Source organism: Pseudomonas laurentiana, assembly GCF_014648275.1.
In the GTDB taxonomy this organism is placed as follows: Bacteria; Pseudomonadota; Gammaproteobacteria; order Pseudomonadales; family Pseudomonadaceae; genus Aquipseudomonas; species Aquipseudomonas laurentiana.
Map to the genome: position 1 here is coordinate 97,605 of NZ_BMQU01000015.1, position 23,416 is coordinate 121,020.

General features: G+C 60.1%; 19 protein-coding genes and 1 tRNA gene. 8 read left to right on the forward strand and 12 right to left on the reverse strand.

Annotation, left to right across the window (positions count from 1 at the left end; genetic code table 11):
• Positions 1 to 26: 26 nt before the first annotated feature.
• Entirely contained in the window at positions 27 to 473 is a 447-nt protein-coding gene (locus IE038_RS16440) for a GNAT family N-acetyltransferase (protein WP_189395945.1), read from the forward strand.
• Here the strand turns inward: IE038_RS16440 and IE038_RS16445 are convergent.
• The 11 genes from IE038_RS16445 to IE038_RS16495 form a co-directional block, all read right to left on the reverse strand.
• On the reverse strand, positions 448 to 1,911 hold the full coding sequence (locus IE038_RS16445) for a right-handed parallel beta-helix repeat-containing protein (RefSeq protein WP_189395946.1): 1,464 nt from the start codon (positions 1,909 to 1,911) through the stop codon (positions 448 to 450). The two genes, IE038_RS16440 and IE038_RS16445, sit on opposite strands and share 26 nt — an antisense overlap.
• Before the next feature lie 17 nt (positions 1,912 to 1,928).
• The gene (locus tag IE038_RS16450) at positions 1,929 to 3,044 is read right to left on the reverse strand and encodes a polysaccharide lyase (protein WP_189395947.1); all 1,116 of its coding nucleotides are present in this window, start codon (positions 3,042 to 3,044) and stop codon (positions 1,929 to 1,931) included.
• Positions 3,035 to 4,438, reverse strand: a complete 1,404-nt coding sequence (locus IE038_RS16455) for an alginate O-acetyltransferase AlgX-related protein (RefSeq protein ID WP_189395948.1) — start codon at positions 4,436 to 4,438, stop codon at positions 3,035 to 3,037. Before IE038_RS16455 ends, IE038_RS16450 begins: the two co-directional genes overlap by 10 nt.
• Positions 4,439 to 4,479: 41 nt before the next feature.
• Positions 4,480 to 5,133: an alginate O-acetyltransferase AlgF gene (locus IE038_RS16460; RefSeq protein ID WP_189395949.1), complete on the reverse strand. Its 654-nt coding sequence runs from the start codon at positions 5,131 to 5,133 to the stop codon at positions 4,480 to 4,482.
• Positions 5,134 to 5,145: 12 nt separating this feature from the next.
• Positions 5,146 to 6,240, reverse strand: a complete 1,095-nt coding sequence (locus IE038_RS16465; protein ID WP_189395950.1) for an alginate O-acetyltransferase — start codon at positions 6,238 to 6,240, stop codon at positions 5,146 to 5,148.
• Between the two features lie 9 nt (positions 6,241 to 6,249).
• On the reverse strand, positions 6,250 to 7,677 hold the full coding sequence (locus IE038_RS16470) for an MBOAT family O-acyltransferase (protein ID WP_163935972.1): 1,428 nt from the start codon (positions 7,675 to 7,677) through the stop codon (positions 6,250 to 6,252).
• Between the two features lie 14 nt (positions 7,678 to 7,691).
• Positions 7,692 to 9,149 carry an alginate export family protein gene (locus tag IE038_RS16475; RefSeq protein ID WP_163935969.1) on the reverse strand — a complete coding sequence of 486 codons (1,458 nt, stop codon included), beginning with the start codon at positions 9,147 to 9,149 and terminating at the stop codon, positions 7,692 to 7,694.
• A complete protein-coding gene (locus IE038_RS16480; protein ID WP_189395951.1) occupies positions 9,146 to 10,591 on the reverse strand; it encodes a tetratricopeptide repeat protein in 1,446 nt (481 codons plus the stop codon). Before IE038_RS16480 ends, IE038_RS16475 begins: the two co-directional genes overlap by 4 nt.
• A gap of 10 nt (positions 10,592 to 10,601) precedes the next feature.
• Positions 10,602 to 11,750 (reverse strand): PilZ domain-containing protein, encoded by a 1,149-nt coding sequence (locus tag IE038_RS16485; RefSeq protein WP_163935959.1) that lies wholly within the window; start codon positions 11,748 to 11,750, stop codon positions 10,602 to 10,604.
• A 15-nt stretch (positions 11,751 to 11,765) separates the two neighbouring features.
• Positions 11,766 to 13,298 (reverse strand): glycosyltransferase, encoded by a 1,533-nt coding sequence (locus tag IE038_RS16490; RefSeq protein WP_189395952.1) that lies wholly within the window; start codon positions 13,296 to 13,298, stop codon positions 11,766 to 11,768.
• Between the two features lie 138 nt (positions 13,299 to 13,436).
• Positions 13,437 to 14,744: a nucleotide sugar dehydrogenase gene (locus IE038_RS16495; RefSeq protein ID WP_163935956.1), complete on the reverse strand. Its 1,308-nt coding sequence runs from the start codon at positions 14,742 to 14,744 to the stop codon at positions 13,437 to 13,439.
• A gap of 667 nt (positions 14,745 to 15,411) precedes the next feature.
• On the opposite strand from IE038_RS16495, the gene IE038_RS16500 reads away from it, so the two are divergent.
• The 5 genes from IE038_RS16500 to IE038_RS16520 all read left to right on the forward strand — a co-directional run bounded on the left by IE038_RS16500 (position 15,412) and on the right by IE038_RS16520 (position 19,057).
• Positions 15,412 to 15,777 carry a helix-turn-helix domain-containing protein gene (locus IE038_RS16500; RefSeq protein ID WP_189395953.1) on the forward strand — a complete coding sequence of 122 codons (366 nt, stop codon included), beginning with the start codon at positions 15,412 to 15,414 and terminating at the stop codon, positions 15,775 to 15,777.
• A gap of 79 nt (positions 15,778 to 15,856) precedes the next feature.
• Positions 15,857 to 16,495: a response regulator transcription factor GacA gene (gene gacA, locus IE038_RS16505; RefSeq protein WP_189395954.1), complete on the forward strand. Its 639-nt coding sequence runs from the start codon at positions 15,857 to 15,859 to the stop codon at positions 16,493 to 16,495.
• A 2-nt stretch (positions 16,496 to 16,497) separates the two neighbouring features.
• A complete protein-coding gene (uvrC, locus tag IE038_RS16510) occupies positions 16,498 to 18,321 on the forward strand; it encodes an excinuclease ABC subunit UvrC (protein ID WP_163933824.1) in 1,824 nt (607 codons plus the stop codon).
• Between the two features lie 32 nt (positions 18,322 to 18,353).
• Entirely contained in the window at positions 18,354 to 18,914 is a 561-nt protein-coding gene (pgsA, locus tag IE038_RS16515) for a CDP-diacylglycerol--glycerol-3-phosphate 3-phosphatidyltransferase (protein WP_189395955.1), read from the forward strand.
• Between the two features lie 67 nt (positions 18,915 to 18,981).
• Positions 18,982 to 19,057 (forward strand) — tRNA-Gly (locus IE038_RS16520).
• Positions 19,058 to 19,292: 235 nt separating this feature from the next.
• On the opposite strand, the gene ftrA is transcribed toward IE038_RS16520, so the two are convergent.
• A complete protein-coding gene (gene ftrA / locus IE038_RS16525; protein ID WP_163933828.1) occupies positions 19,293 to 20,288 on the reverse strand; it encodes a transcriptional regulator FtrA in 996 nt (331 codons plus the stop codon).
• A 446-nt stretch (positions 20,289 to 20,734) separates the two neighbouring features.
• Here ftrA and IE038_RS16530 point away from each other — a divergent pair, with 446 nt between their 5' ends.
• Positions 20,735 to 21,724, forward strand: a complete 990-nt coding sequence (locus IE038_RS16530) for an aspartate-semialdehyde dehydrogenase (RefSeq protein ID WP_163933845.1) — start codon at positions 20,735 to 20,737, stop codon at positions 21,722 to 21,724.
• 586 nt (positions 21,725 to 22,310) lie between these two features.
• Entirely contained in the window at positions 22,311 to 23,243 is a 933-nt protein-coding gene (feaR, locus tag IE038_RS16535; RefSeq protein WP_163933905.1) for a transcriptional regulator FeaR, read from the forward strand.
• Positions 23,244 to 23,416 lie beyond the last annotated feature (173 nt).

Consider the following 23,416-nt stretch of genomic DNA (forward strand, 5'->3'; position numbering starts at 1 on the left):
GCCGGTTTTTTTCGGCTGATCGTTCAATGACCCTGCAACTGATTCGTGCCACTGACCTGCATCTGCCGTTTGCTCGCGCGTTGACGTGCCGCAACATGCTGCCGTACTACCGAGAGTACGACCTGCTCTGGATGGACGAAGCGTTTGATCAGGCCTGGACCTGGCGTGAACAATGGCTGATCGTCGACGGTGAGCAGCTATTGGGCTTCTGCAGCCTGAGCCAGGACGCCCGGGCGTTGTTCATTCGCGAGCTGCAGGTGACGGAAAGCGCCCGGGGGCAGGGCGTCGGTTCCTGGGCATTGGAGCAGTTGGCCGCCTGGGCCGCAGCGCGGCGCCTGCCGTTGTTGCGCCTGACCGTGTTCAAGAGCAACCCGGCGCAGGGCTTGTACCGACGCCGGGGCTTTGAAGCGGTGGGGGAGGATGATTGCTTTGTACGCATGCAGCGCGTTATTGCACGGCCGCCACCTGGTTGACGCGGATCACCTGGTGCTGACGCAGGGTTGCGTCGAGCAGCAGGCTCTGGACGGGCAGCAGATCGCCGATCAATAGGTTCTGTAGCAGGGGGGTACCGTTGAAGCGGTTAGGCCCCAGATCCACCTGGTTCAAGCCTTCGACCCGCACCACCGCCTTGCCGACCTGGCCCAGGGTGTTGCCACTGAGGATCAACGGGCCGGGCAGGGCGCTGGCGTTGCGCAGGCTGATGGCATACTCCGGGGTGTTGCCGATACGGTTGTTGATCAAGGTTGCCGCTGAGACGTCGCTGGCATCTATCGCACTGCCCTGGCTGCTGCCGATCAGGTTGTCGTCAATCAACAGGGGGGCCTCGGCAGTGGAGTGCACGCTGCGCAGCAGGATACCGTTGCCCCGGCTGGCGCCAATGCGGTTGCGGCTCAGCATCAGCGCACCGTGTTGTTCACTGACCTCGATGGCCGCCTTGTTGGCGCCAAGGATCAGGTTGCCCTCGACCAGGGCCCGTGTGTTCCCGCGCAGGCGGATGGCGCTGTTGTTGTCGACGCCGCGAATCTGGTTCTGGCTGACCAGCGCCTGGCTGTCGCGGATATCCAGGGCGTACTGCTGCGATTGCTCAAAGCGATTGCTGTCGAATTGGGCCAGCGTATGTTGCAGTTCTACCGCACTGAGTTCGTTGAACTGGCTGTTGCGGACCAGCAGCGTTGCCGGCCGGCTGTTGACGGGCTGCTGCACACTGAGCGCGGTACTCAGGCCGCGCGACAGGTTGGCGTTGTAGCCCAGGCGATTGAGGGTCGAGTTCAGGACCTGGGTGTGGCTGCCAGCCCAGGCCACCACGAACGGTCGCCAAGCACGGTCGGTGCTGCCGGGCTTGTCGCCCGCGACGCTTTCCAGGCGCGACTGGTTCAGGCCCAACCAACCCTGGTTGATCAGCGCCGTACCGGAATAGCTGTACAGGTACAGGCTGGTGCCTTCGAGCAGCAGACCGCCGTCGCTGGCGATCATCAGCGGGTAACTGAGCAGGTAGCCGTCCTTGTAGCGCTTGAGGATGCGCTCGTCCTTGAGGGCATCATGCAGTTGCGCAAGGGTGACGCTGCCTCCGCGAATCAGTACCACCTGCGGGTGGTGCGCCTGATAGCCAGCAATGGCACGGAACAGGCCGTTATTGACGAAGGGCTCGAACGGCCAACTGCCGCCCTGGGAGGAGAACATCGGTTGCAGGCTGACACTGCCCCGCCCGGCGGGACGGGGTCGCTCCGGGGGACTCATCTGCACGGCCTCGCGGGCCTGGGTTTGCAGCTGTTGCAGGTGTGCCTGATGCTCAACCGTGGCGACGGTGCTGAGCGACTGCTGCAACGGCAGGCTCTGGCTGGCGGCCTGAGCGCTGCTGGCCAGCAGCAGTGCCAGGCAAGGAAAGTAGAGGTGACGGGCAAACAAGGCCATGGCGGTTCGTCCTTGGGTTACGGCAGTTTGGGGTAGAACGGCTTGAGCGGGCCGCCGAGCTGGCTGTAGTTGTCGACATCGCCGTCTTCGCTGTCATACAGCTGACGGGCCAGGCGGTTGTCCGGGGCGCGTTGCAGAAACGGGATCAACCACGCCAGCTTGTACGGCGCGACATCGGTCTGTGACTGGCCCTTGAGCTCCGGCAGGTTGTCGGGGTCAAGGATGCTGCGTGCGGCGAAGTTGGCCAGCAACTCCAGGGTGTGCTGGTCCTCACTGCTCCAGGGCAGGTGGTTGGCCCGCGCCGATTCGGCCAGCAGCACCAACGGCACCAGGGCGTACTGGCTGTAGGTCGCGGCCAGTTTGCTGCGCGCTACTTCCAGCGGCAGGTAGGCATAGCTGCCATCGCTGCCACGCACGGCCTGCTGCAGGCCCCGGCGCAGGTTACCGTCGGCCCACTGGATGAAGTCGTCGCGCTGCACCAGCATGCCGGTCGCGGCAACCGCCCAGGCAGCCCAGTAGTCATGGTTGTTGAACCAGGTGAAACCCGGGGTCTGACGCGGCTGGTACTCACGAATGATCAGTTCGCCAAGGTGCTCGAACCAGGCTTTTTGCGTGGGCGTCAGTTGAACCTGACCATTGCTCGCGGCCTGGGTCAGCAACAGGTTCGAGGCCATGGCCGCAACCGCCCATTTACGCGCGGCCATACCGGTGCTGCTGGCGTCGGGGTTGAGCAGGGCGCCCGCCTGGGCCCAGTGCTCCAGCCACTGGTCCTGACAGGCCAGGGCCATGTTCGCTTCTTGTGGCGTTTTGGCCCGCAGGAAGCGTTTGTTGGCGTAGATCAGCCCGCTGATAAAGGCTTTCACCTGCTTGCCGACCTTTTCCGTGCCAGCGTCCGGGTCACTGCGCAGGGTAGATTTGCTGGCGTCGCTCTGGTCGTACTTGCTCTGCAGTTGCAGATTGCCGGTGTAGGGCGGTGGCGGCGCTTTGCTACAGGCCAGGCTGCGGTAATCGGCAATCATCGCCGACTGTGCGCTGGCCCGTGCCGGCCAGATCGAGGTGGCGGCCAGGCTACTGCCCAGGTGCAACGCGGCGCACAGGCCAAGCCCGGCGACGCTCCAGCGTTTTACAGGCATAGTCGGGTTTCCACTTCAGTGGCAGCAGTGCCGGGTTTGGTGGGCTCAAGAAACACCGAAAGCAGGTTGGCGCCGGCGAATTCCTTGGCCTTGCTCAGTTCCAGGTAGTACTGCCCGCCAGTGACAGCCGCCTCGCGGCGGAACCAGACCTTGTCACGGGCGCCGTTGTCGTAATAGACAATGACGTAGAAGTCCTTGACGTTCTTGTCGCTGATCTTGATGTCGAGAAAACCCTGGCCACTGCTGAGGTTCTTGCGCGCCTCACCGGCATTGCTGAGCAGCTCGATGCGGTCGCTGACCTTCAAGGCCGGGTGCTGCACGTGGTTGCCGAGCACGGCTGTAGAGGTCGAGCAGCCGCCTTTGATCGCCGGAATCAGTTGCCGGTACATGAGCTCGGACTCCAATTGGTAGTTGGCGGGTAACTCCCAGATGATCAGCTTGGGTGGCGCCTTGGGCTTGTAGTTCTCCGAGAGCAGGTATTCCAGTAGTGAACCCTCCTGGCCGACGCCGGGAAGGGCGTAGTTGAGGATGTCCACTTCCAGGTACTGCTTGAGGTAGCCGTCGAAGTTGAACTGCTTGCTCTCGTCCTCACGCGCGGCCGCGTTACTGTCGCCGACCAGAATGACTTCCGGGTCTGGTGCTTCGTCGAACAGTGCATTGGCGTCGTCGGCCATGGGGATGGTCTGGTGGCCACGCACGTACTGGAAGCCATAGTTGTTGCCGCAGATGTAGCTCATCGCCAGGTTCAGGGTGCCGTCCTTGGGCACCATGACGCCGGGTTCAGTGCGGTACTGCTTTTTGCTCAGCTCGTTATAGAACGGTTGCCGCCGCACCTCTTCTGCCAGCAAGCGGGCGGTCGCCTCGGCGCCACTGGGGGTCCAGTGGTGGTCACGACGAAAGAAGTACTCGCCCTTGGGCGGGGTGCGCACCAGTTGCATTGTGTCGGGCACCACCGCGCCGGCATTACGCAGCTGTTGCAGGTAATTGCTCAGGTTGCCGCTGGCCCGGGTGAAATCGAAGCCGTGCAGTTGGTTGGCGTAGAGCTTGTCGCGGTGCATCAGCCCACGGGTGGGCTGGATCGCCATGGCGACATGGATGCCTTGTTGGCGAAACGCAGCCATCAGCCGGGCAAACTCTGGACGCATCGGCGCCGGGATACCGAAATCGTTGGTCAGGTCGACCATCGAACGGAACAGCCAGCGATTCTTGCCCGGGACAATTTCACGCATCAGCTTCATGCGCCCTTCGGCGTACTTCTGCGGGTCGCTCAGGGCGGGGCAGGTCATGCACTCAAGGCTCTCGCAGGCACCACGCTTGCCGGGTACAGTCGCCGTGGCGGGCAGGCTGAAGCAGGCAAGGACGGCTACAAGGCCCAGGGGGAGTAAAGTCTTCATGTGCGCGATTCATCATCCTGTTGAATAAGGGCCGTGGTCATTCACTCGCTGGGGTCAATGCTGTTGGCCAGGCTCAGGCTGCGGTAGCCGTTGCCCTGAGGCAGCAGCACATAGCTGTAGGAGCGACCTTTCTTCAGGAACAGTTCCTCGAACCGGGCCACGTTCTGTTCCTCGACATAGGCGGCGAAGCCGATCTTGATTTCGTTGACCATGCGGCTGCCGGTCTGGTCCTTGCCCAGCGGGTCGACGATCACGTGCTTGCCGTCCACGGTTTTCAACGCCGCCTTGGCTGGTGTCAGGTTGTAGAAGGCCACCTGGGCTTTCTTTGGTTCGTTGACGTACTTGTCGGCAATCAGGGTCAGGCTGTTGCCGTCATAGACCACGGTACTGGCTGCGTTCTTGATCAATTGCGGTTCGATCGACTTGCTACCGACCGCGATCTTGTGTGTGCCGGCAGGGGTGAAACGGTAGCCGCTCAGTTGTCCGGGGGCGACCTTTTGCGGGGTTACCTTGCCGCTCAGGGTCACGTCGATCGTGCTGTTGCTCAGGTTCAATACCCGAACAAAGGCCGAGTCGGCCGGGGCCACGGCGTCGTAAAGGTCGGCGTTGCCTTCGGCGGCGAGCACCACCGGCGTGTTCAGTACGCCAAAGGCCAGGGCGCTGGCGGCCAGGAACTGTTGCAAGGTGCGGGTCATGGGGATCTTCCTTTAAAAGTGTTGGGGCTGGGCTGGGCGGCTGAGTGAACCGATCCGATGGGCAAGCAGGGTGCGCAGCGGGAACTCCCAGACCACGGTGTCGATCTGTGGGTTGGCCAGTTGGTCGCTTTGCAGGAATTGGGTCATGGCCTCGAAGGGTCCCCGGGCCTCGACGGCGACACTGAGCAGGTCACGGTTAAGCGCTTCCTTGAGGAAGCCGACGAAGTTCCAGTCATCGATCTTGCTGTAGCTGGTGCCGACCAACAGCAGGCTCTGGTGTTCCTCGGCGAACAGCTCATCGGCGCTCTGCCCGGCCTTGAGGGTCTCGTAGACGGCGATCGAATTGGCACCGAACTGTGGGGCCAGAGGGCTTTGCCCAAACTGGATGTAGTTCATCAAGTCGCCCTTGACGACTTTTTCCGCCACCTTGTTCGACACGTAGCGTTCGTCACCGAGCAACTCTGGCCGCTGGCGGGCCAGTTCATAGGCGGTCAGGCGGGCACCTTCCGGGCTCCAGTGGGTGTCGGACTTGAGGAACAGTTCATGCCCGTCCAGGTGCTGCAGGAAGGTCGAGCGCACCGGCGTGACAGTGATGTGTCGCGCCTGCAGCTGGCTGACGAAGCGGTCATACAGGCTGACTGCCCGAGGGTCGAAGGGGCGCTGGGTATGAGCCGCATAGATGTCCAGCTTCATCGGCAAGGGCAGCACGATCAGGCGCTTGTTGTGCTGTTTGAGTTGCTGCTCGACCGCGGCAATTTTTGCCAGTTGCCCCTCAAGGTTGGCGTCCAGGTCGTTGGGTACGCGGTACTCCTGGTTGGTGTAGAGCCAGCCATCCTTGCCCAGCACCACACCTTTGGTGCCTTCGCCAAACAGTTGGTATTGGGCGTTGGCCCACAGTGCTACAGAGGGTTCGCGCAGGAAGAAACGCTTGTCGTAGGCCTGCTCGAACTTGCGCAGCAACTTGCCATCGACGAACAGCGTCCAGGCGTCGCTCTGGTTTTTGGCAAAACTGAAAACGGGCGGCAGCGAGTAGATGAACATCCCCGCCAACACCAGGCAGAACAGAATGCCGTTGACCTTGCTTGCCGAGTTGAACACCGGGTACATGGCAGTCTCCTAGAACTGGAAGTACAGGAAGGGCGAGAAGGAGTGCGCAGCCAGGCTGCTCAGCGCCAGGCCGAAGCCGCACCACAGCAGCATGGCCTTGAGGCCGCCGACGTGGCGCATGAAGTAGTGCTCCTTGTTGCCGGCGTAATAGCGCACGTTGTTGGTCCCGGCCAGGATCAGCCAGCACAGCGCCACCGCGGCGAAGGACATGGCCATCTTCGAGGCGCCGAGTACGTACAACTCCAGTGAGCCGACGCCGTTGAAGCCGAACAGTGCCTGGTAGATGTCCAGGCTATGGCGCAGGTCGTTGGTGAAGAACAACGGCATGCTGAGGATGATCAACAGCGCAGTGCGCAGGTTGCGGCCCAGGTGGTAGGGCGTGGTGACTTTGGTCGCCAGGTCGAATGTGCGTTCGATCACCATGCCGAAGCCGAAGAACAACCCCCAGCAGATGAACGCGAAGCTGGCGCCGTGCCACAAGCCCGACAGCAGCATGGTGTAGACCAATGCGGGCAGGGCGCCGGCAATGCGTTTGCGTACCAGCGGCATGTACACGTAGTCGCGCAGGAAGTGCGCCAGGGTCATGTGCCAGCGGGCCCAGAACTCGGTGATGCTCTGCGAGACGTAGGGTTGGTTGAAGTTCTCCGGGAAACGGAAGCCCATCATCAAGGCCAGGCCCAGGGCCATATGGCTGTAGCCGGCGAAGTCGAAGTACAACTGCAGGGTAGAGACCACCAGGCCAAACCAGGCATCGCTCAACTGCAGGGTGCCCTCACTGACAAACAGCACGTTGATTGGCGCCAGTTGGTCGGCAATCAGCACCTTCATGATGAAGCCGAGCATGAACCGGCATACGCCCAGGGAGAACAGCTCCAGCGAATGGGTGCGCTGGCGCAGCTGCGGGGCCAACTGGCTGTAGCGCAGGATCGGCCCGGCCACCAAGTGAGGGAACAGGGCGACGAAAGCCGCGAAGTCGATGAAGTTGTTGGTCGGCGTGGCGTCCTTGCGGTAGATATCGACGATGTAGCTCAGGGCATGGAACACATAGAAGGAGATGCCCAGCGGCAGGAAAATCGTCTCCAGGGTAAAGGTATTGATGCCCAGTGGCGCCAGCAGCGCGGCCAGTACTTCGGCGCCGAAGTTGGCGTACTTGAAGTAGCCCAGGGTCGACAGGTTGCCGATGATGCCGATCCACAACAGCCGAAATGCCCAGCGTTTGTCGCCGGCATCCAGGCGAGCCTTGATGCGCAGGCCGAACCCGTAGTTCCAGTAGGTGATGGCAACGAACAGCAGCAAAAAGTCCGGACGCCACCAGGCGTAGAAGATGTAGCTGGCGGCCACGATCACCGTTGAACGCCACTGCGGCCGGGCAAGGAAGTAGACGGCCAGGAACAGCGGCAGGTAGAGGAACAGAAAGACGTTGGAGGCGAAGATCATCTCGGGGCCCGTCCTTAGTAGCTGATCACGACGCCGAGCGTCAGCTGGTAGTCATCGCCGGTGTCCAGCGCGTTACCTGCATTCAGGTAGCTGGCGCTGACCAGGGTGTTGACGTCCAGGTGTTTGCCGTCGATGGCCACCGGAAACATCTTCCAGTAGTAGTTGAGGTCGAGCATTTGCCCGACGGTCTTGCCACCGGTAGGGGTGCCTTGGTTGATCGCCTGGTTGCGCGCACTGCGCTGGTCGCCGTCGATGCGAATCGGCAGGGTACCTTCGGCGTCGCGCAGCTTGAGCTCGGTAAGTCGCAGGTCCAGAGCGCTGCGTGGGGTTGGCTGGGTTTCCAGAGCGAAGCCGTAGTAACTGAGGTTGCGCAGGTCCAGGCTGACAAAGGAACTGGTCAGGCGGGTGCTGTAGGAGCCCTGGCGGGTGATGCGGTCAGACTGGATGGTGTTCAGGCGAAAGCCATCGTTATCATCACTGGGCTTGTCGGTCAGGCCACCGCGCAATGCCACGCGGGGGGTCCAGGGCAGGTCGTGAAAGCGCTTGCCGATCTCGCCCAGCGCGGCCCAGCCGCGGGTACTGTGGCCGGTGCTGGTGATGCCCTTGCCGTCGGTGTTGTCGATCTCGCCGTCGAGCCCGGCCAGTTCCACGTGGTAGTCGCTGAACAGTGGGCTGACCTGCAAGTCATCGGCCTTGAAGAACAACCCGTAGCGCATGCCCGTGAAGTCGTAGCGGTCTTCGGGGTCGTGGCCGCTGTGGTCGTCTTCATGCATCAGGCGTACGCCCGCCCAGTTATGCTCGCTCCAGCGGTAGGCATACTCACCCATCAAGTAGGTGGTGCGCTCTTCGCTGTCGGCCAGGGTGTTGACGTCACTGTTGTAGTTGTAGAACTTCTGCGCGACGGCGAGAAAGCCATGGGCGAAGGTGTCGTTGTAGTTGAAACGCAGCGACTCAAGGCTGTCATCCCACCAGATCCCGTAGTCGTCAAAGTAGCGCTGGCGGCCTGCTGACAGTGAAAAGCGCGGGTCGTCGCCCAGCAGGTTGCGTTTGACGTACAGTTCGCGCATTTCGGCGTACCAGCCTTCAGGCTGCTCACGGTCGACGCTGTTGGCGTTCTCGTTTTGCACGCTGATCGATTGGCTGGAGTCATAGTCCAGCCACAGGCGGCCGTAGACCTGCCACTTGGCCCAGCGTTTTTCCGGCGAGTACCAGACGAACGAGGGCTCATAGCGCAGGCTGTAGAACATTTCGCGACTACGACCGACCTGGGAGTTTTCCGGGCCGTAGCCGGTTTGCAGCGTAAGCTTGTTGAAAAACTCCGAGGTAATCACCGGCTCGCTGCCATCGTTGGCGGCAACCCGCACCGGCTCGTTGCTGTCGGCTTCCGGGCCGGTGATTTCTTCGGCAGCCAAGGCCGTGTAAACAGGGGTCAGGGCGAGCAGGGCGCCGAACAGGGAATGGTGCGCTTTCACAGGGTAGCCTCCTTCAACAGATCGTTACGGGCCACCAGGGCGCGTTCGATGTCATCCTTTTTCAGGGTTTTTTCCAGACGTTTGAGCAGGCTGCGCGCACCGTTCTCGCCCAGGTCCAGGGCGACCCGTGCATAGGTGTAGGCCTTGACCGGGTCATGACAGATGGCCCGGCCATAGGCGTGCAGGGTCGCCATGCGGTACCAGGCCGCGGTGGAGCCGGCTTGTGCCTGTTGCTGGAAAATCGCCAGGGCTTTTTGCTGGTCGGGTTCATCCTCGACACCCTTGCTGTAGTACTCGCCAAGCAGCAGTTGGGCATCGGGGTAGTGGCTGGCGATCAACTCGTCGATCAGTGCTCGGGCTTTGTCCGGGTCGAGGGTGAGCCAGTTGTTGACCATGTAGAACGAGGCTTGCAGTGCCTTGGCCCGGGTTGGCTCCTGGGTCTTTACCTGATCGATCAGGCTTTGGGTTTCCTCGGCATTGTGCTCGGTCGGGTTCGAGATCATGTAGTTGGCCTTGGACACCATCGCCGGGACAAAGCCGCGCTCCACTGCGTTGTCACGCCAGCGATGTGCCTCGGCGGTGGCAACATCGAGGGCCTCGGCCTCGGCCTTCTCCCGCGCCAGTTGCTGTGGGCTCGGTTGCGCTTTGTCCGGGCCCATGCCGTTGGCCTGGCGCTCGTAGCGGTCAGCGTCCTGTTCGGCACGGCGGACACTGGTAATGCTGTCGAGCAACGAGCCGATACGGTGAACGATGTCCACCGGCAGCTTGGGGCGCTCGCTTTCCAGGGTTCGGGCGAACGCCGGAAAGGCCGTGTCCTGATCGTCCCCAAGGAAGCGGTAATAGCGGTCGATGGCCCGCAGGTCGACCCGCACCGCCTGTTGATAGCCTCGCTCGGCAGCAACGCGGTCGCCCTGGCGCTCGGCCAGAACGGCGCGGTACAACTCGGGGCGGCAGTTAAGCAGGCACGATTGCTCATACAGGCCAAGCACCTGCGCCGCCTCACGAGGTGGCACCAGTTCCGGGTACACCAGGAACACTTCCAGGGTCGTGCTGGCGTTACGCGGATCGAGGTTACTCGGGTAACGCGTGAGCGCCTGTTCGACCCAGGCGCGCTGGCCCTGACGCAGGCCGGGGCTACGGTCGAGCAGGCGCGCCAGTGAGGCCAGCGCCGGGACCAGCCCGCGACCGTCGGCAAAGGCCTCGTGGTACAGGCGAATCACTTCCTGGCGGCTGGCACCGTCACTGCTCGACAGCAGGTCGCCCAGCAGCAGCTTGGACGCCAGGTCACCACGCTCGGCCAGCACCCGCAGATCGGCCGTAACCTCGGCGCTGGGGTCTTTGTACAGCGCATAGCGGATTTGCTCCAGGCTCTGTCCGGCCAGTGCAGGGGCAGTGCAGGCCAGGGCTCCGAACAGCAACCAGGTGGGCGTCATCGGTTTCATCGCTCGACCCTTAGCGCGACAGCGACGGCAGACCGAGGAACAGGTCTACTGCCACCGGTTTCAGATAGGCCTGGGCTGGCAAGCGCGTGTCCGTACGGATCGTCAGGGCCAGGTTCTTGTTCAGTTCATCCACCCGCGAGTCCACCACCGTGCCGGTGAAGCGTTCGTCGAGGCCGAATACCTGCAGGTCGACCGAGGTCACCCGGGTAATGTCGGTGAGCTTGTCGAACGGCACGTTGGCGGTGACGAACAGGTCTTCGTTTTTGGGCAACAGGTGCATCAGTGGAGCCTGCTTGTAGCCGAAGCCATCAAGCGGCTTGCTTGGGAAGTACACCTGGCAGTCGCACGGGCTGTTGATCACGGTTTCGATGGTGGCGCGCCCGAGCAGGGTTTGCAGGTCGCCGGGCGACAGGTCGGCGACTGCCTTCATGTCGGCCGGGCTGGTAAAGCTGGTGGCCAGTTGCGTGGAGATACTGGCTACCGGCTCGCCGGCCTTGACCTCGGTTTGCCCCGGTTGCAGCAGGAACTTCACATAGCCGTTGTCGGGCATGCTGATGACTTGGGCATTGGCCGACACCTGGGCTTGCACGGCCGGGATGCGGAACAACAGCAGGTAGCTTTTGTACGCGACGAAACTCAGTGCGGCGATCCCTGCCACGGTATACAGCAGGGTGCCGGTCATGGCTTTGAGACGGTCGCCAGCCGTACGCGCACTGGCATACGTGTGCTTGCGTTCCTTGATGTAGTTTTCGCGCTGCATCACATTGAACAGGCCATTGATGTCAGCGATCTCGCCGGACATGTAGGCGGTGATGATGTAGCGCAGGATGTCGCGCTTCTGTGTATCGAGGTCAACGAACTGTGCGCCGACCTCCTGGCCGCGCTGGGAAACGATCTTGACCTTGCTGTCGATGTTCAGGTCGATCTGATTCAGGCGCAGTTTGATCGAGGCGGTGTACAGGCTGCCGATTTTCAGCGGATCGGCATGAACCAGGCCTATGCCACCCAGGGAAATGTCCTGCAGCGTGCTCTCGAATGCGGGTTGTCCCGTCGCGCTGAGCAGGACCCGGGCATTGAGTTTGGTGCGCACGTACTGACGTTCGTCAATCGCTTCATGGACCACATTGGCCGGTACTGTTGGGGTGCTGGAGTTACTCATGACAGGCGCCTTTCCTTAACGTTGCGTGAGTTCGAGAAGAACCGAGATGACCCCGAAGAAGATCGCGATGGAAGAAAACAGCATCGCCTTGGAGGACCAGCGGTTCAGGGCCGCATCGAAGTTGACGCGGCCGTTGCTCAATGTGGTTTTCTGTCGGGTCCAGCGTTGTTGGTCCATGTGGAACATTGCGTAAACCTTCATCACCGAGCCGACGATCTGGTTGTAATAGAGAACGAAGGGGTACACCGGGCTGACCGGGTGCCCGGCGAACAGGAACATCACCGTGACCAGGGTGCGCGACAGCAGTACCCAGAACAGGTACACCAGCAGGTACTGAATGCCGAACACCAGGCCGGCCACCACCGATGCGGTCAGGCCCATCAGGCACGTCCACATCGATACCCGCTGATCCAGCAGCACATACAGGGTGAACAGCCCCAGCCGCGCACGACCCAGCAGGTGGGTTGCGCGAAAATTCTGCCGTAGCGAGTTGCCGTACCAGCGGAACATCAGTTGCCGGGTTGCGCGCCAGAAGCTGTTATCTGGCGGATGCTCCACGGTCAGGGTGTTGCTGTCGGGCACGTAGAAGGTGTCCCAGCCAGCGCGCATCAGGCTCAACCAGGATGACTTGTCGTCACCGGTGAGGAACTGGAAGCGGCCCAGGCGCCAATGTTCGAGGAAGTCGGCCTCGACATCCCTGATGAACTCGGGGTCGGTCATCACGCTGGCGCGGAAGAACGACAGCCGCCCGGTGAGGGTCAGCACCCGATGCGACAGGGCCATCGAGCACATATTGATGTGCCGTTGAACAAAGCGCATCGAGTGCCATTCGCGCATCAGGCGGCTGCCCTCGACCTCGCAGAACTCGTTGGTGGTCAGGCCACCGACATTGGGCAGGTAGGCAAACAGCTTGACCGCGCGTTCGACACAGCCAGGCAGCATCATGGTGTCGCCATCGACCACGCCGACCACCGAGTCTTCCATGGGCATCTGCCGCGACAGTGCGCGAAAGGCATGCGCCAGGCCATCACGTTTACCGGTGCCCCGGGCGCGGACGATTACCAGCTTGATGTCGTCGCGGTCCTTGACCTCGTTGCGCATGATGTCCTTGATAAAGTGCTCGTCGCCTTTCTCGACGATCGAGGCAATCACCGTGCACGGGACCTTGAGCCGTTGCACTTCCTGAAACACCGACTGGTAGACCTTGAAGGTGGTGTGGGTCGGAATGCGGAAGCTGGTGACCACCATGAACAGGTGGGCGGGCAGTGCCGCATCGCCCATGCGCTCGACGGCCTTGCGAATGCGTGGAAACTTCCAATGCAGGAAGTACATGCCGCGCAGGTAGTGGACAATGGCGTTGCCATAGCGCCACAGGCCCAGCGTACCGATGACGAAAATGAACAGGTGGTGGTCAGGGTCGAGGTACTGCGGCGCGATCATTTCCGAGGCCAGCGCGATGAGGCCGAACAGGCAGGCCCAGGCACAGAAACGTGCGCTGGCCCTGAGCGTGTTCGATTGACCTGCAGGCTGGCCTGAGTGTCGTTCCATGTTGCCGTTTCTCCTTGTTGATGGCGGCACCCGTCATTGACGCGGCTGCACGTCGCCGGCCCGCAGGGCGGGCAGACGCTGGCAGGTCATGTCAATGGATGATCGGGGCCGCGTGCTCTCTTGGTGGAGCGTTCAGGCTTACCAGCAGATTCCTTCGCGGGAGGCATCGCTGGTATGCGGCATGAAGCCCACCAGGTCGACGATCTGCTTGTTGTCGTCTCTTTCCAGTGCCTGGGCGAAACGACTGTCGTTGTTGCCGAGAACGATCACGTCCGAGTGGTCGATCACCTGCTGCAAGTCGTTGCAGAGCAGTGAGGAGACGTGCGGGATTTTTCCTTCGATGTAATCGCGGTTGGCCCCGAACACCCGTGCGTACTCGACATTGGCATCGTAGATGCGCAGGTCATAACCTTTGCCGATCAGCATCTCGGCCAGTTCCACCAATGGGCTTTCACGCAGGTCATCGCTACCGGCCTTGAAACTCAAACCGAGCAGTCCGATACGACGCTTGTCGAACCCGGTCACCAGGTCGAATGCGTTTTGTACCTGGCTACGGTTGCTGGCCATGATCGAGGCCAGCAGTGGGTGTTCGACGTCCAGCTGGCCGGCGCGGTAGGTGAGGGCGCGCACATCCTTGGGCAGGCACGAGCCGCCAAAGGCAAAACCAGGGCGCAGGTAGTAGCGTGACAGGTTGAGTTTGTGGTCCTGGCAGACCACATCCATCACTTCACGACCATCCACGCCCGAGGCTTTGGCGATGTTGCCGATCTCGTTGGCAAAGCTGACCTTGGTCGCATGCCAGACGTTGCAGGTGTACTTGATCATCTCTGCGACTTCGATCGACTTGCGAATCACCGGTGCGTCCAGACCCTCGTACAGCGACTGCAACAGATCACCGGACTGGCTGTCGAGCTCACCGATGACGGTCATTGCCGGGAAGTCGTAGTCTTTGATGGCCGTACTTTCGCGGAGGAACTCCGGGTTCACTGCGACGCCGAAGTCGACACCGGCACGTTTGCCGGATGTGGCTTCGAGCAGCGGGATGACCACAGTGTTCACCGTGCCGGGCAGCACGGTGCTGCGCACCACGACGGTATGCCGGGAAGGCTTGTCACGCAGCGCTTCACCGATCTGGCGGCACACCGCCTCCATGTAGACCAGGTCCAGGTCGCCGTTTTTCTTGCTTGGTGTGCCAACGCAGAGCAGCGAAAGATCGGTGTCCAGCACAGCGCCTTGAACATCCGTCGTGCCATGCAGAAGCCCTTTGCGTAGCCCCTCCTGCAGCAACGCCTCCAGGTCGGGCTCAACAATAGGTGATTTGCCCTGGTTGATCATCTCGATCTTGGCCTGGGAAATATCGACGCCGATCACCTGATGTCCGCGGGCCGAAAGGCAACCGGCGCAGACAGCTCCAACATAACCCAATCCAAAAATACTGATTCGCATAGTTCCCTCTTCCCCGGTTCATCAGATGACCCAGGATAGTTAGTTAGACGTGTTTATAGGGCGGCAGGCGCACGCTGACAGCCAGCGCAACGTTGTACAGCGCAGGTGGTTTTTCTGTTTTTTTTACATCCTATAGGACGACTTTTAATCGTTGCAAGACGTTGATACTTGATAAGTTGCTAAACGTTGAAATTAACGTGGTTAAGTTTAAAAAACTGTTATAAAACAATGACTTAAAGTTTGATGTAAGTTAGGCGTCAAAAAACCGAATGCTTATTTGTGGTGATTTTTCTGGCGCCAAAATACAGCCATTGTGCGTTTTTAGCCTTGATTTCCCGGATCTTGTTCATTTTTTTGGCGCAGGTGTACACGCTGTGCCGGTCGCCGAAGTTTGGGTGTTTTAGTGTGTGATGGAAAAATGCCAGCAATGCATGGCTATAACTTTCAATGGCCTGCAGTGTGGTCGTGATATTGAACTTTTATAGGGCGGACAATAACGTTAAGCCGGTTGTGCCTATCGGCGGATATGGCCTGTCTTGCGTGACGCTGCCGAAGGTTGGCTTGTATTGCGTGCAGCATCGCGTGCATAGTTTGGGTGCTGTTTCGTTACCTACTGTTGTTTTCAGGGAACACCCTTGGGGTGTCGTGTAAGGGATTGTGTATTCAGATGACTGGAATCGGTTCGCGTATCAGGGAAGAAAGAGAACGGCTCAGGCTGACTCAGCGGGCTTTTGGCGACATCGGTGGCGTCGAGCCCAACGCACAGGGCAAGTACGAGAGTGGCGAGCGCACCCCCAAGCTGGATTACCTGGCTGCAGTGGCGGGGCGGGGAGTCGATGCCTTGTATGTGCTCAGCGGGGTGCATACCCCGGTGGCGGCCACCGGCTTGTCGCCGGCTGAAGGCCAGTTGCTCGACTGCTATCGTGCATTGCCGCAGGCTGATCAGGAGGCTGTGGCGCAGTTGCTGCACAGCTTGTCCAGGGGCATGCAGCGACCTGTGGTGGGTGTAAGGAAATTGACGTCGGTATCATGACGCTTTCCGTTAGGATTCGTGCCGGGTTTTTTGTTAAAGTGGCGGGATCCAATTTAAGACCGTAACGCGAGGTGTCAGCTTGATTAGGGTCCTGGTGGTCGATGATCACGATCTGGTGCGTACAGGCATTACCCGGATGCTGGCTGATATCGACGGTCTGCAGGTGGTCGGCGAGGCGGATTCGGGCGAGGCTTCATTGAAGGTCGCGCGTGAACTCAAGCCGGATGTCGTCTTGATGGACGTCAAGATGCCGGGGATCGGCGGCCTGGAAGCCACTCGCAAGTTGCTGCGCAGCCATCCGGATGTGAAGGTGGTGGCCGTTACGGTCTGTGAAGAAGACCCGTTCCCGACGCGCCTGCTTCAGGCGGGCGCTGCTGGCTACCTGACCAAGGGCGCCGGGCTGGATGAAATGGTGCAGGCCATACGCATGGTGTTTGCCGGGCAGCGTTATATCAGCCCGCAGATCGCCCAGCAGCTTGCGCTCAAGCCTTTCCAGCCACAGGGCTCGCCTTTTGACGCCTTGTCGGAACGTGAGATCCAGATTGCGCTGATGATCGTTGGTTGCCAGAAGGTGCAGATCATTTCCGACAAGCTGTGCTTGTCGCCGAAAACCGTGAACACGTACCGTTACCGTATCTTTGAAAAGCTTTCGGTCACCAGCGATGTGGAACTCACCTTGCTGGCGGTCCGTCACGGCATGGTCGACGCCAACCTCTGAACATGATCCCTGTTTTTGACTCAAGCGCCTTCCTCGCGACCTGCAGTGGTCGCCCGGGCGTCTATCGCATGTTCGACGAGGACGCGCGCCTGCTTTATGTGGGCAAGGCGAAGAACCTCAAAAAGCGCTTGGCCAGCTATTTCCGCAAGACCGGTCTTGCGCCGAAAACGGCAGCGCTGGTGGGCAAGATCGCCCAAGTGGAAACCACCATTACCGCCAACGAGACTGAGGCGCTGCTGCTGGAGCAGACGCTGATCAAGGAATGGCGACCGCCTTACAACATCCTGCTGCGTGACGACAAATCCTACCCCTATGTCGTGCTTTCCGAGGGTGACTACCCGCGCTTGGGTATTCACCGTGGTGCCAAGAAGGCCAAGGGCAAGTACTTCGGGCCCTATCCCAGCGCGGGCGCTATCCGCGAGAGCCTGAACCTGCTGCAGAAAACCTTCCTGGTGCGCCAGTGCGAAGACAGCTATTACAGCAACCGCACGCGACCCTGCCTGCAATATCAGATCAAACGCTGCAAGGCACCCTGTGTGGGCCTGGTCGAGCCGCAGGTGTATGCCGAAGATGTCCGTCACTCGGTGATGTTCCTGGAAGGGCGCAGCCACCAACTGACCGATGAGTTGAGTGCGGCCATGGAGCGTGCAGCCATGGCCCTGGAGTTCGAGCGGGCAGCCGAGCTACGTGACCAGATCGCCTTGCTGCGTCGGGTCCAGGACCAGCAAAGCATGGAAGGCGGTAGTGGTGACGTTGATGTGGTGGCTGCGTTCGTCAACCCGGGTGGTGCCTGCGTACACCTGATCAGTGTGCGTGGCGGGCGGGTACTGGGCAGCAAGAACTTCTTTCCGCAGGTGGGTATTGAAGAGGACGTGGCCGAAGTCATGGCCGCGTTTCTCTCGCAGTATTATGTGGGGAACCCTGAACGCGACCTGCCGGGCGAGTTGATCGTCAACGTGGTGCATGAGGACTTCGAGGCGATCACCGCCGCGATCCATAGCCTGCGTGGCCGCGAGTTGAGCATCAGCCACCGGGTGCGCGGCACGCGCGCGCGCTGGCAGCAACTGGCGGTTACCAACGCCGAACAGGCGCTGATGGCGCGCTTGGCCAACCGCCAGCACATGGCGGCGCGATTTGAAGCACTGGCTCAGGTGCTCAAGCTCGACGAGATCCCTCAGCGACTGGAATGCTATGACATCAGTCACTCCAGCGGTGAGGCGACCGTGGCGTCCTGCGTGGTGTTCGGGCCGGAAGGCCCGCTCAAGTCGGATTACCGTCGCTACAACATTGAAGGCGTGACGGCTGGCGACGACTATGCGGCCATGCACCAGGCGTTGACCCGACGCTTTGCCCGGCTCAAGGAAGGCGAGGGTAAGCTGCCCGATATCCTGCTGGTGGACGGCGGCAAGGGCCAACTGAACATGGCTCGGGATGTACTGCAGGAACTGGCCGTACCCGAGCTGATTCTGCTGGGCGTGGCCAAGGGCGTTACGCGCAAGGCTGGCTTTGAAACCCTTTACCTGAATGATGCCGCCCACGAGTTCACGTTGCGCGGGGATTCACCGGCGTTGCACCTGATCCAGCAGATTCGCGACGAGGCCCACCGGTTTGCCATTACCGGCCACCGTGCCCGACGCGGCAAGGCGCGGCGTACCTCCAGCCTTGAAGGTGTTGCCGGGGTAGGGCCCAAGCGTCGTCGCGACCTGCTCAAGCACTTCGGTGGCTTGCAGGAATTGACCCGTGCCAGCGTAGAAGAAATCGCCAAAGCGCCCGGAATCAGTAAAAAGCTTGCTGAGTCGATTTATGACAGCCTGCATAGCGAGTAGAATGCCCGCTCACTTTGCAGCCAGTTGTGCCGATGAATATTCCTAATTTGCTTACCGTTCTTCGCGTCCTGCTCATTCCGATCTTCATTTTGTTGTTCTATATGCCGTACCACTGGAGCTATCTTGCTGCCAGCACGGTCTTTGCCATTGCCGCAGCGACCGACTGGCTGGATGGCTACCTGGCCCGGCGCCTGCAACAGAGCACACCGTTCGGTGCGTTTCTGGACCCTGTTGCCGACAAACTGATGGTTGCGGTAGCACTGGTACTGCTGGTTCAGGTGCATGCCAACCTGTGGCTGACCTTGCCGGCGGCGGTCATCATCGGGCGCGAAATCGTTGTCTCGGCATTGCGCGAGTGGATGGCCGAGCTTGGCGCCCGCGCGCACGTGGCGGTATCGAACCTGGGCAAATGGAAGACTGCCGCACAGATGCTGGCGTTGGTGATCCTGTTGGCCAACCCCCCCGTGCTCAGTTTCTGGGTAGTGCTGGGGTATTCGCTGCTGATGATCGCGGCGGGCCTGACCCTGTGGTCGATGCAACAGTACCTGCGGGCGGCCTGGCCACACCTGCGGGAAGGTTCAGAAAAAAAATAAAACTTTTTTTGAATCAAAGGCTTGACGGGGTTTTTAAAATCGCTAGAATAGCCTCCATCAAGACGACGCGGGAATAGCTCAGTTGGTAGAGCACGACCTTGCCAAGGTCGGGGTCGCGAGTTCGAGTCTCGTTTCCCGCTCCAAATTTGGTGCAGCGAATCTTGATAGTAAAGGTGCGCTGCACATGAAAAACCCCAAGGTGAAAGCCTTGGGGTTTTTTGTTGTGCGTTATTTTGATAGCAAGATGAGCATCCGGCCCCGACGCTGTTCAGGCGCTCGCGATGCCACGCTCAGGTGCCACCGCTCGACAAGCCTACCCATCGCTCCAGGAAGGTGCTCTGACCCCTATCAAGCGGGTGGTCACGCAACGGCAATGAGTCAGCAACGCGTCAGCCAGGCCGCCTGTTCACAGGTCACGCCACTGCCGAACCGTTCACGGTAGACGGAGGGCGGTAGGCCGACAGTGTTGCGAAACGCTTTGCGAAAGCTTTCCACCGAGCGATAGCCGCACACTTGCGCAATGCTGGTGGTGCTCTGGTCGGTGCTTTCCAGCAAATCCCGGGCGCGGCTCAGGCGTTCCTGTTGCAGCCAGGCCTTGGGCGATAACCCGGTGGTTTCAACAAAGCGCCTGAGAAAGGTGCGTTCGCTCATGGCCACCTGGCTGGCCATCTCACAGACGCTCAACGGTTCGTCCAGGTGTTCGCGAGCCCATTGCAGCACGCGGGTCAGTTCGTTGCGCGGTGATTTGCTCACCGGTGTCACGATGAATTGTGACTGGCCGCCGGTGCGCTGGGGCGCCATGACCAGGCGTCGGGCCACCGAGTTGGCGATGTGTGTGCCGAAGTCGCGGACGATCAGGTGCAGGCAGGCATCAATGCCGGCGGCGCTGCCCGCCGAGGTAATCAGTTGCCCCGAATCGACGTACAGCACGTTCGGGTCAACCGTGATCAGCGGAAAGCGTTCGGCCAGCTCATCGGAGAGTTGCCAGTGGGTCGTTACCGTTTTGCCATCGAGCAAACCGGTGGCGGCGAGGAGGAACACCCCGGAGCAGATCGACAACAAGCGGGCGCCCCGTGCGTGGGCACTGCGCAATGCGTGCAACAACGCCTCGGGAGGAGCTTCGTGGCGACTGCGCCAGCCCGGAATAATGATGGTCTGTGCGCTGTCGAGCAGCTCCAGCCCGGCATCGACACTGATTTGAATGCCGCCCAGCGCATACATGGGGCCGGAGTCGACGGCAGCAATCTGGCATTTGTACCAAGGGACATCGAGTTCCGGGCGCGGCAGGCCGAAAATCTCCAGCGCGATGCCAAACTCGAAAACGCAGAGGCCTTTATAGGCCAGGATGGCGACAGTTCCAGGGTGGTCGTGCATTTGGCGGAAACTTACCGTTTATTGTCGAATGCCGCACTGTAGCCGACCGATTGAGTCCCCTACAATCACGGCCGGACAATCACCGAGTGAACAGGCGACAGCGCTTTACCCAAGCGACAGTCGCATTGTCGGCGGCCAGTGCGAGTTGTCTCGATCTGTTACATGAACGGGTTCAAGTTCCCCCGTTGTTTGGTTTATGCCGTTAAATCACTGAGTTGTTTCAGGGTCTGAGCTGCCAGAATAATACGGATTGATAACCCGCAGAAGTTAGGCGGTAGCGAGCGGGTGCTCGTTAAACAGCGCTTGCTCTATAAGGGTTATTCAGGACGCTGTGAGGTAAGGGACTCGTGCTGATGGTCCCGGCGGCGTTCGCGTTTGTCTGGCTGGCGCTAACGTTGTTCACCTGGAACTCGATTCGGGCGCAACGGACGTATAAGGAGATTGAAATGAAAAAAATCGCTGTGGTTGGATGCACCGGCGCCGTGGGCATGACCATGCTCCAACTGCTTGAAAATACCGCGTACGAGGTGGTGTGCATGGCCTCGCCACGCTCGGCCGGCAAGCGACTGAAGGTCGGCGACAGCGAGCACTTGATCGAGCCCTTTTCGGTCGAAGGCTGCGCCACCTGCGACATCGTCTTCCTGTGTGTTTCAGGGGCGTTTGCCCTGGAGTACGGCGAGCGCCTCGCCCAGTCTTCCTATGTCATCGATAACTCGTCGGCGTTCCGCTATGCCGATCACGTTCCGCTGTTGGTCCCACCCATCAACGGCCAGCGCTATGCCGGTGAAAAACTCATCGCCAACCCCAACTGCTCGTCGGCCATTGCCTTGATGGTGCTTGGCCCGTTGCACCACGAGTATCAGCTCGACAGCGCGATCATTTCCACCTACCAGGCCGCCAGCGGCGCCGGGCAACCGGCGATGGAAGCGCTTCGGGAACGGGCCAAGGCTTTCACCGACTACGGCGATCACAACGGCGCCGAGCATTTCGCGCATAACCTAGCGTTCAACGTGATCCCTCAGGTCGACTCGTTTGAAGACAACGGCTACACCCGCGAAGAAATGAAAGTGGTCTGGGAATTGCGCAAGGTGTTGGGCGAACCGGACCTGGCGATCAGCACCACCGCTGTGCGCGTGCCGACCCTGCGTTCCCATGCCGAAGCCTTGAGCCTGCGCTTCAAACAACCGATCCGCTCTCTGGCTCGCGTTCGCCAACTGCTCAGCGCCGCTCCAGGGGTTGAAGTGGTGGATGCGCCCGAGCAGGGCCGTTATCCGATGCCCATGACCTCGACCTACAAACACGCGGTAGAGGTCGGGCGGATCCGCTACAACCTGATCTACAAGGAGCACGGCCTGGACCTGTTCATCAGCGGCGATCAGCTGTTGCGCGGAGCGGCGCTGAACGCGTTCGAGATCATGCAATTGATCGACGATTGACGTCTGGTCCTTGCCGATCTCGCCATCAGGCCATTAGCCTCTGTCCACATGTTGCGACCAACGGATCTCTACCGCCCTCAAGGCTATAATGACTCGTCCAAAACTGATCATTGAGCCTTGCATGGGCTTAGCTTGTGCATGAACAGGATTGATAGGCGTTTGCGATTTTGATCAATCACTTTTGCGATATTTTTGATTAGATTGATCAGTGCAATCTTTCGCTAGGTGCTAGCGCTGAATCAGCGTGTATTGATTGCTAAAGGCATCGCGCTGGGCATCCAGGTAGCGCAGATGGGCATCTGCTCCGTCCTAGGCTCTGTACGAAAAGAGATGTCGCAAACACCGCATGGAACAAGCCAGCGAGACCATGGCTGCATAGCTTTTCGCGAGCTTGTCGAAGGTCGCAAAATACCGACCACGATAATGATTTCGCTGCGACGAGTGGCGTCAGCCAACTGCTTGAGGGCTGGGCCGCCAACATGAGCTCGTCGGGATGCCTGGTCAGCATCGCCGCATTCGACTACCTCAAAGCTTGCCCTCCAGAAAATTAGATAATATGTTAATTAAAATGGATTCTGGAGGTGCCATGTTCTTGTCATCGAGCGAGCAAATCGGATTTGAATGCTGGTCTCAGTCTCTACGCAGTATCTGCGGCAGTTTCAGCACGTTGCCTTCGAGTCTTACCCGGCATTTCATCGGGGAAATCCACAGTCAGACGATTGGGGCGCTTGATACGGCGCATATTCGTACGAATGCCCGTTTGATCAGCCGTGAGCTGATTGGCGTCGAAAGTGACGACAGTCACTGCTTTCTCATTTTTCAGCGCAGTGGCCGCCAGCGGATCCGTCAGGCCGGGGTGGAGGTGGAACTGGGTCCGGAGGACATCGTGCTGGTGGACTCGGCGAGGTTGTTCGAGATCGAGCCGTTAGGGCTGGTGGAGAATGTATCGGTGCATCTGTCCCGGGATATCGTCACCCGTCAGTTCAAGGGCAATAGCCTCTTCGGCAAATTGTCGCGCAACAACGTTTCCAGTCGTATGATTCGTTCGCTGGTGCAGTCAATTGGCATGATTGGCGATGGTGCCGCCAATGGCGATGACGGACAGGCTATCCAGAGTGCGCTGGTGAGTCTGATGTTGCCGGCGATGTCCGACCGGGCGCAAGGGCAGGAGCATCCACTGGAAAGCAGCACTCTATTTTTCACTGCGCTGCGTCTGGTGGATGAGTCGCTGCAGGATGTTGACCTAGGCCCAGCCTATCTCGCTGATCAGTTGCACACTTCAGTGCGCAGTCTTTACCGCCTTTTTGAAGAGCACGGTGAAAGCGTATCGCGCTATATACTCCGCACCCGCCTGAGCAAAGTGGCCCATGACCTGTGCAGCCACCCTATGCGTAGTCAGTCGATTACGCAGATTGCCTTCAAGTGGGGCTTTGTCGATGTCGCCCATTTCAGCCGGGCGTTCAAGCGTCAGTTCGAAGTCTCGCCCCGTGACTATCGGGCTCATGCGTTCCAGAAGTGAACTCGGCGGTACTGGCAGAAAATGCCAACTGGATTGGCGGTCACAGTCAAGCGCAGTCCTCCCACAAAATTTCTAATAACACTATGTAGCGCAAGCTCTGCTATTGCGTGATCTGCGGGTGCTTTATGCCCTGTGGATTCATAAAAACAATAAAAGTGTCGTTGGAGTCTGAA

Excerpts from the sequence above, each read along its gene's own strand:
- IE038_RS16440 (WP_189395945.1), top strand. The coding sequence starts at position 27 with ATGACCCTGCAACTGATTCGTGCCACTGACCTGCATCTGCCGTTTGCT.
- IE038_RS16445 (WP_189395946.1), bottom strand. The coding sequence starts at position 1,911 with ATGGCCTTGTTTGCCCGTCACCTCTACTTTCCTTGCCTGGCACTGCTG.
- IE038_RS16450 (WP_189395947.1), bottom strand. The coding sequence starts at position 3,044 with ATGCCTGTAAAACGCTGGAGCGTCGCCGGGCTTGGCCTGTGCGCCGCG.
- IE038_RS16455 (WP_189395948.1), bottom strand. The coding sequence starts at position 4,438 with ATGAAGACTTTACTCCCCCTGGGCCTTGTAGCCGTCCTTGCCTGCTTC.
- IE038_RS16460 (WP_189395949.1), bottom strand. The coding sequence starts at position 5,133 with ATGACCCGCACCTTGCAACAGTTCCTGGCCGCCAGCGCCCTGGCCTTT.
- IE038_RS16465 (WP_189395950.1), bottom strand. The coding sequence starts at position 6,240 with ATGTACCCGGTGTTCAACTCGGCAAGCAAGGTCAACGGCATTCTGTTC.
- IE038_RS16470 (WP_163935972.1), bottom strand. The coding sequence starts at position 7,677 with ATGATCTTCGCCTCCAACGTCTTTCTGTTCCTCTACCTGCCGCTGTTC.
- IE038_RS16480 (WP_189395951.1), bottom strand. The coding sequence starts at position 10,591 with ATGAAACCGATGACGCCCACCTGGTTGCTGTTCGGAGCCCTGGCCTGC.
- IE038_RS16485 (WP_163935959.1), bottom strand. The coding sequence starts at position 11,750 with ATGAGTAACTCCAGCACCCCAACAGTACCGGCCAATGTGGTCCATGAA.
- IE038_RS16490 (WP_189395952.1), bottom strand. The coding sequence starts at position 13,298 with ATGGAACGACACTCAGGCCAGCCTGCAGGTCAATCGAACACGCTCAGG.
- IE038_RS16495 (WP_163935956.1), bottom strand. The coding sequence starts at position 14,744 with ATGCGAATCAGTATTTTTGGATTGGGTTATGTTGGAGCTGTCTGCGCC.
- IE038_RS16500 (WP_189395953.1), top strand. The coding sequence starts at position 15,412 with ATGACTGGAATCGGTTCGCGTATCAGGGAAGAAAGAGAACGGCTCAGG.
- uvrC (WP_163933824.1), top strand. The coding sequence starts at position 16,498 with ATGATCCCTGTTTTTGACTCAAGCGCCTTCCTCGCGACCTGCAGTGGT.
- pgsA (WP_189395955.1), top strand. The coding sequence starts at position 18,354 with ATGAATATTCCTAATTTGCTTACCGTTCTTCGCGTCCTGCTCATTCCG.
- ftrA (WP_163933828.1), bottom strand. The coding sequence starts at position 20,288 with ATGCACGACCACCCTGGAACTGTCGCCATCCTGGCCTATAAAGGCCTC.
- IE038_RS16530 (WP_163933845.1), top strand. The coding sequence starts at position 20,735 with ATGAAAAAAATCGCTGTGGTTGGATGCACCGGCGCCGTGGGCATGACC.
- feaR (WP_163933905.1), top strand. The coding sequence starts at position 22,311 with ATGTTCTTGTCATCGAGCGAGCAAATCGGATTTGAATGCTGGTCTCAG.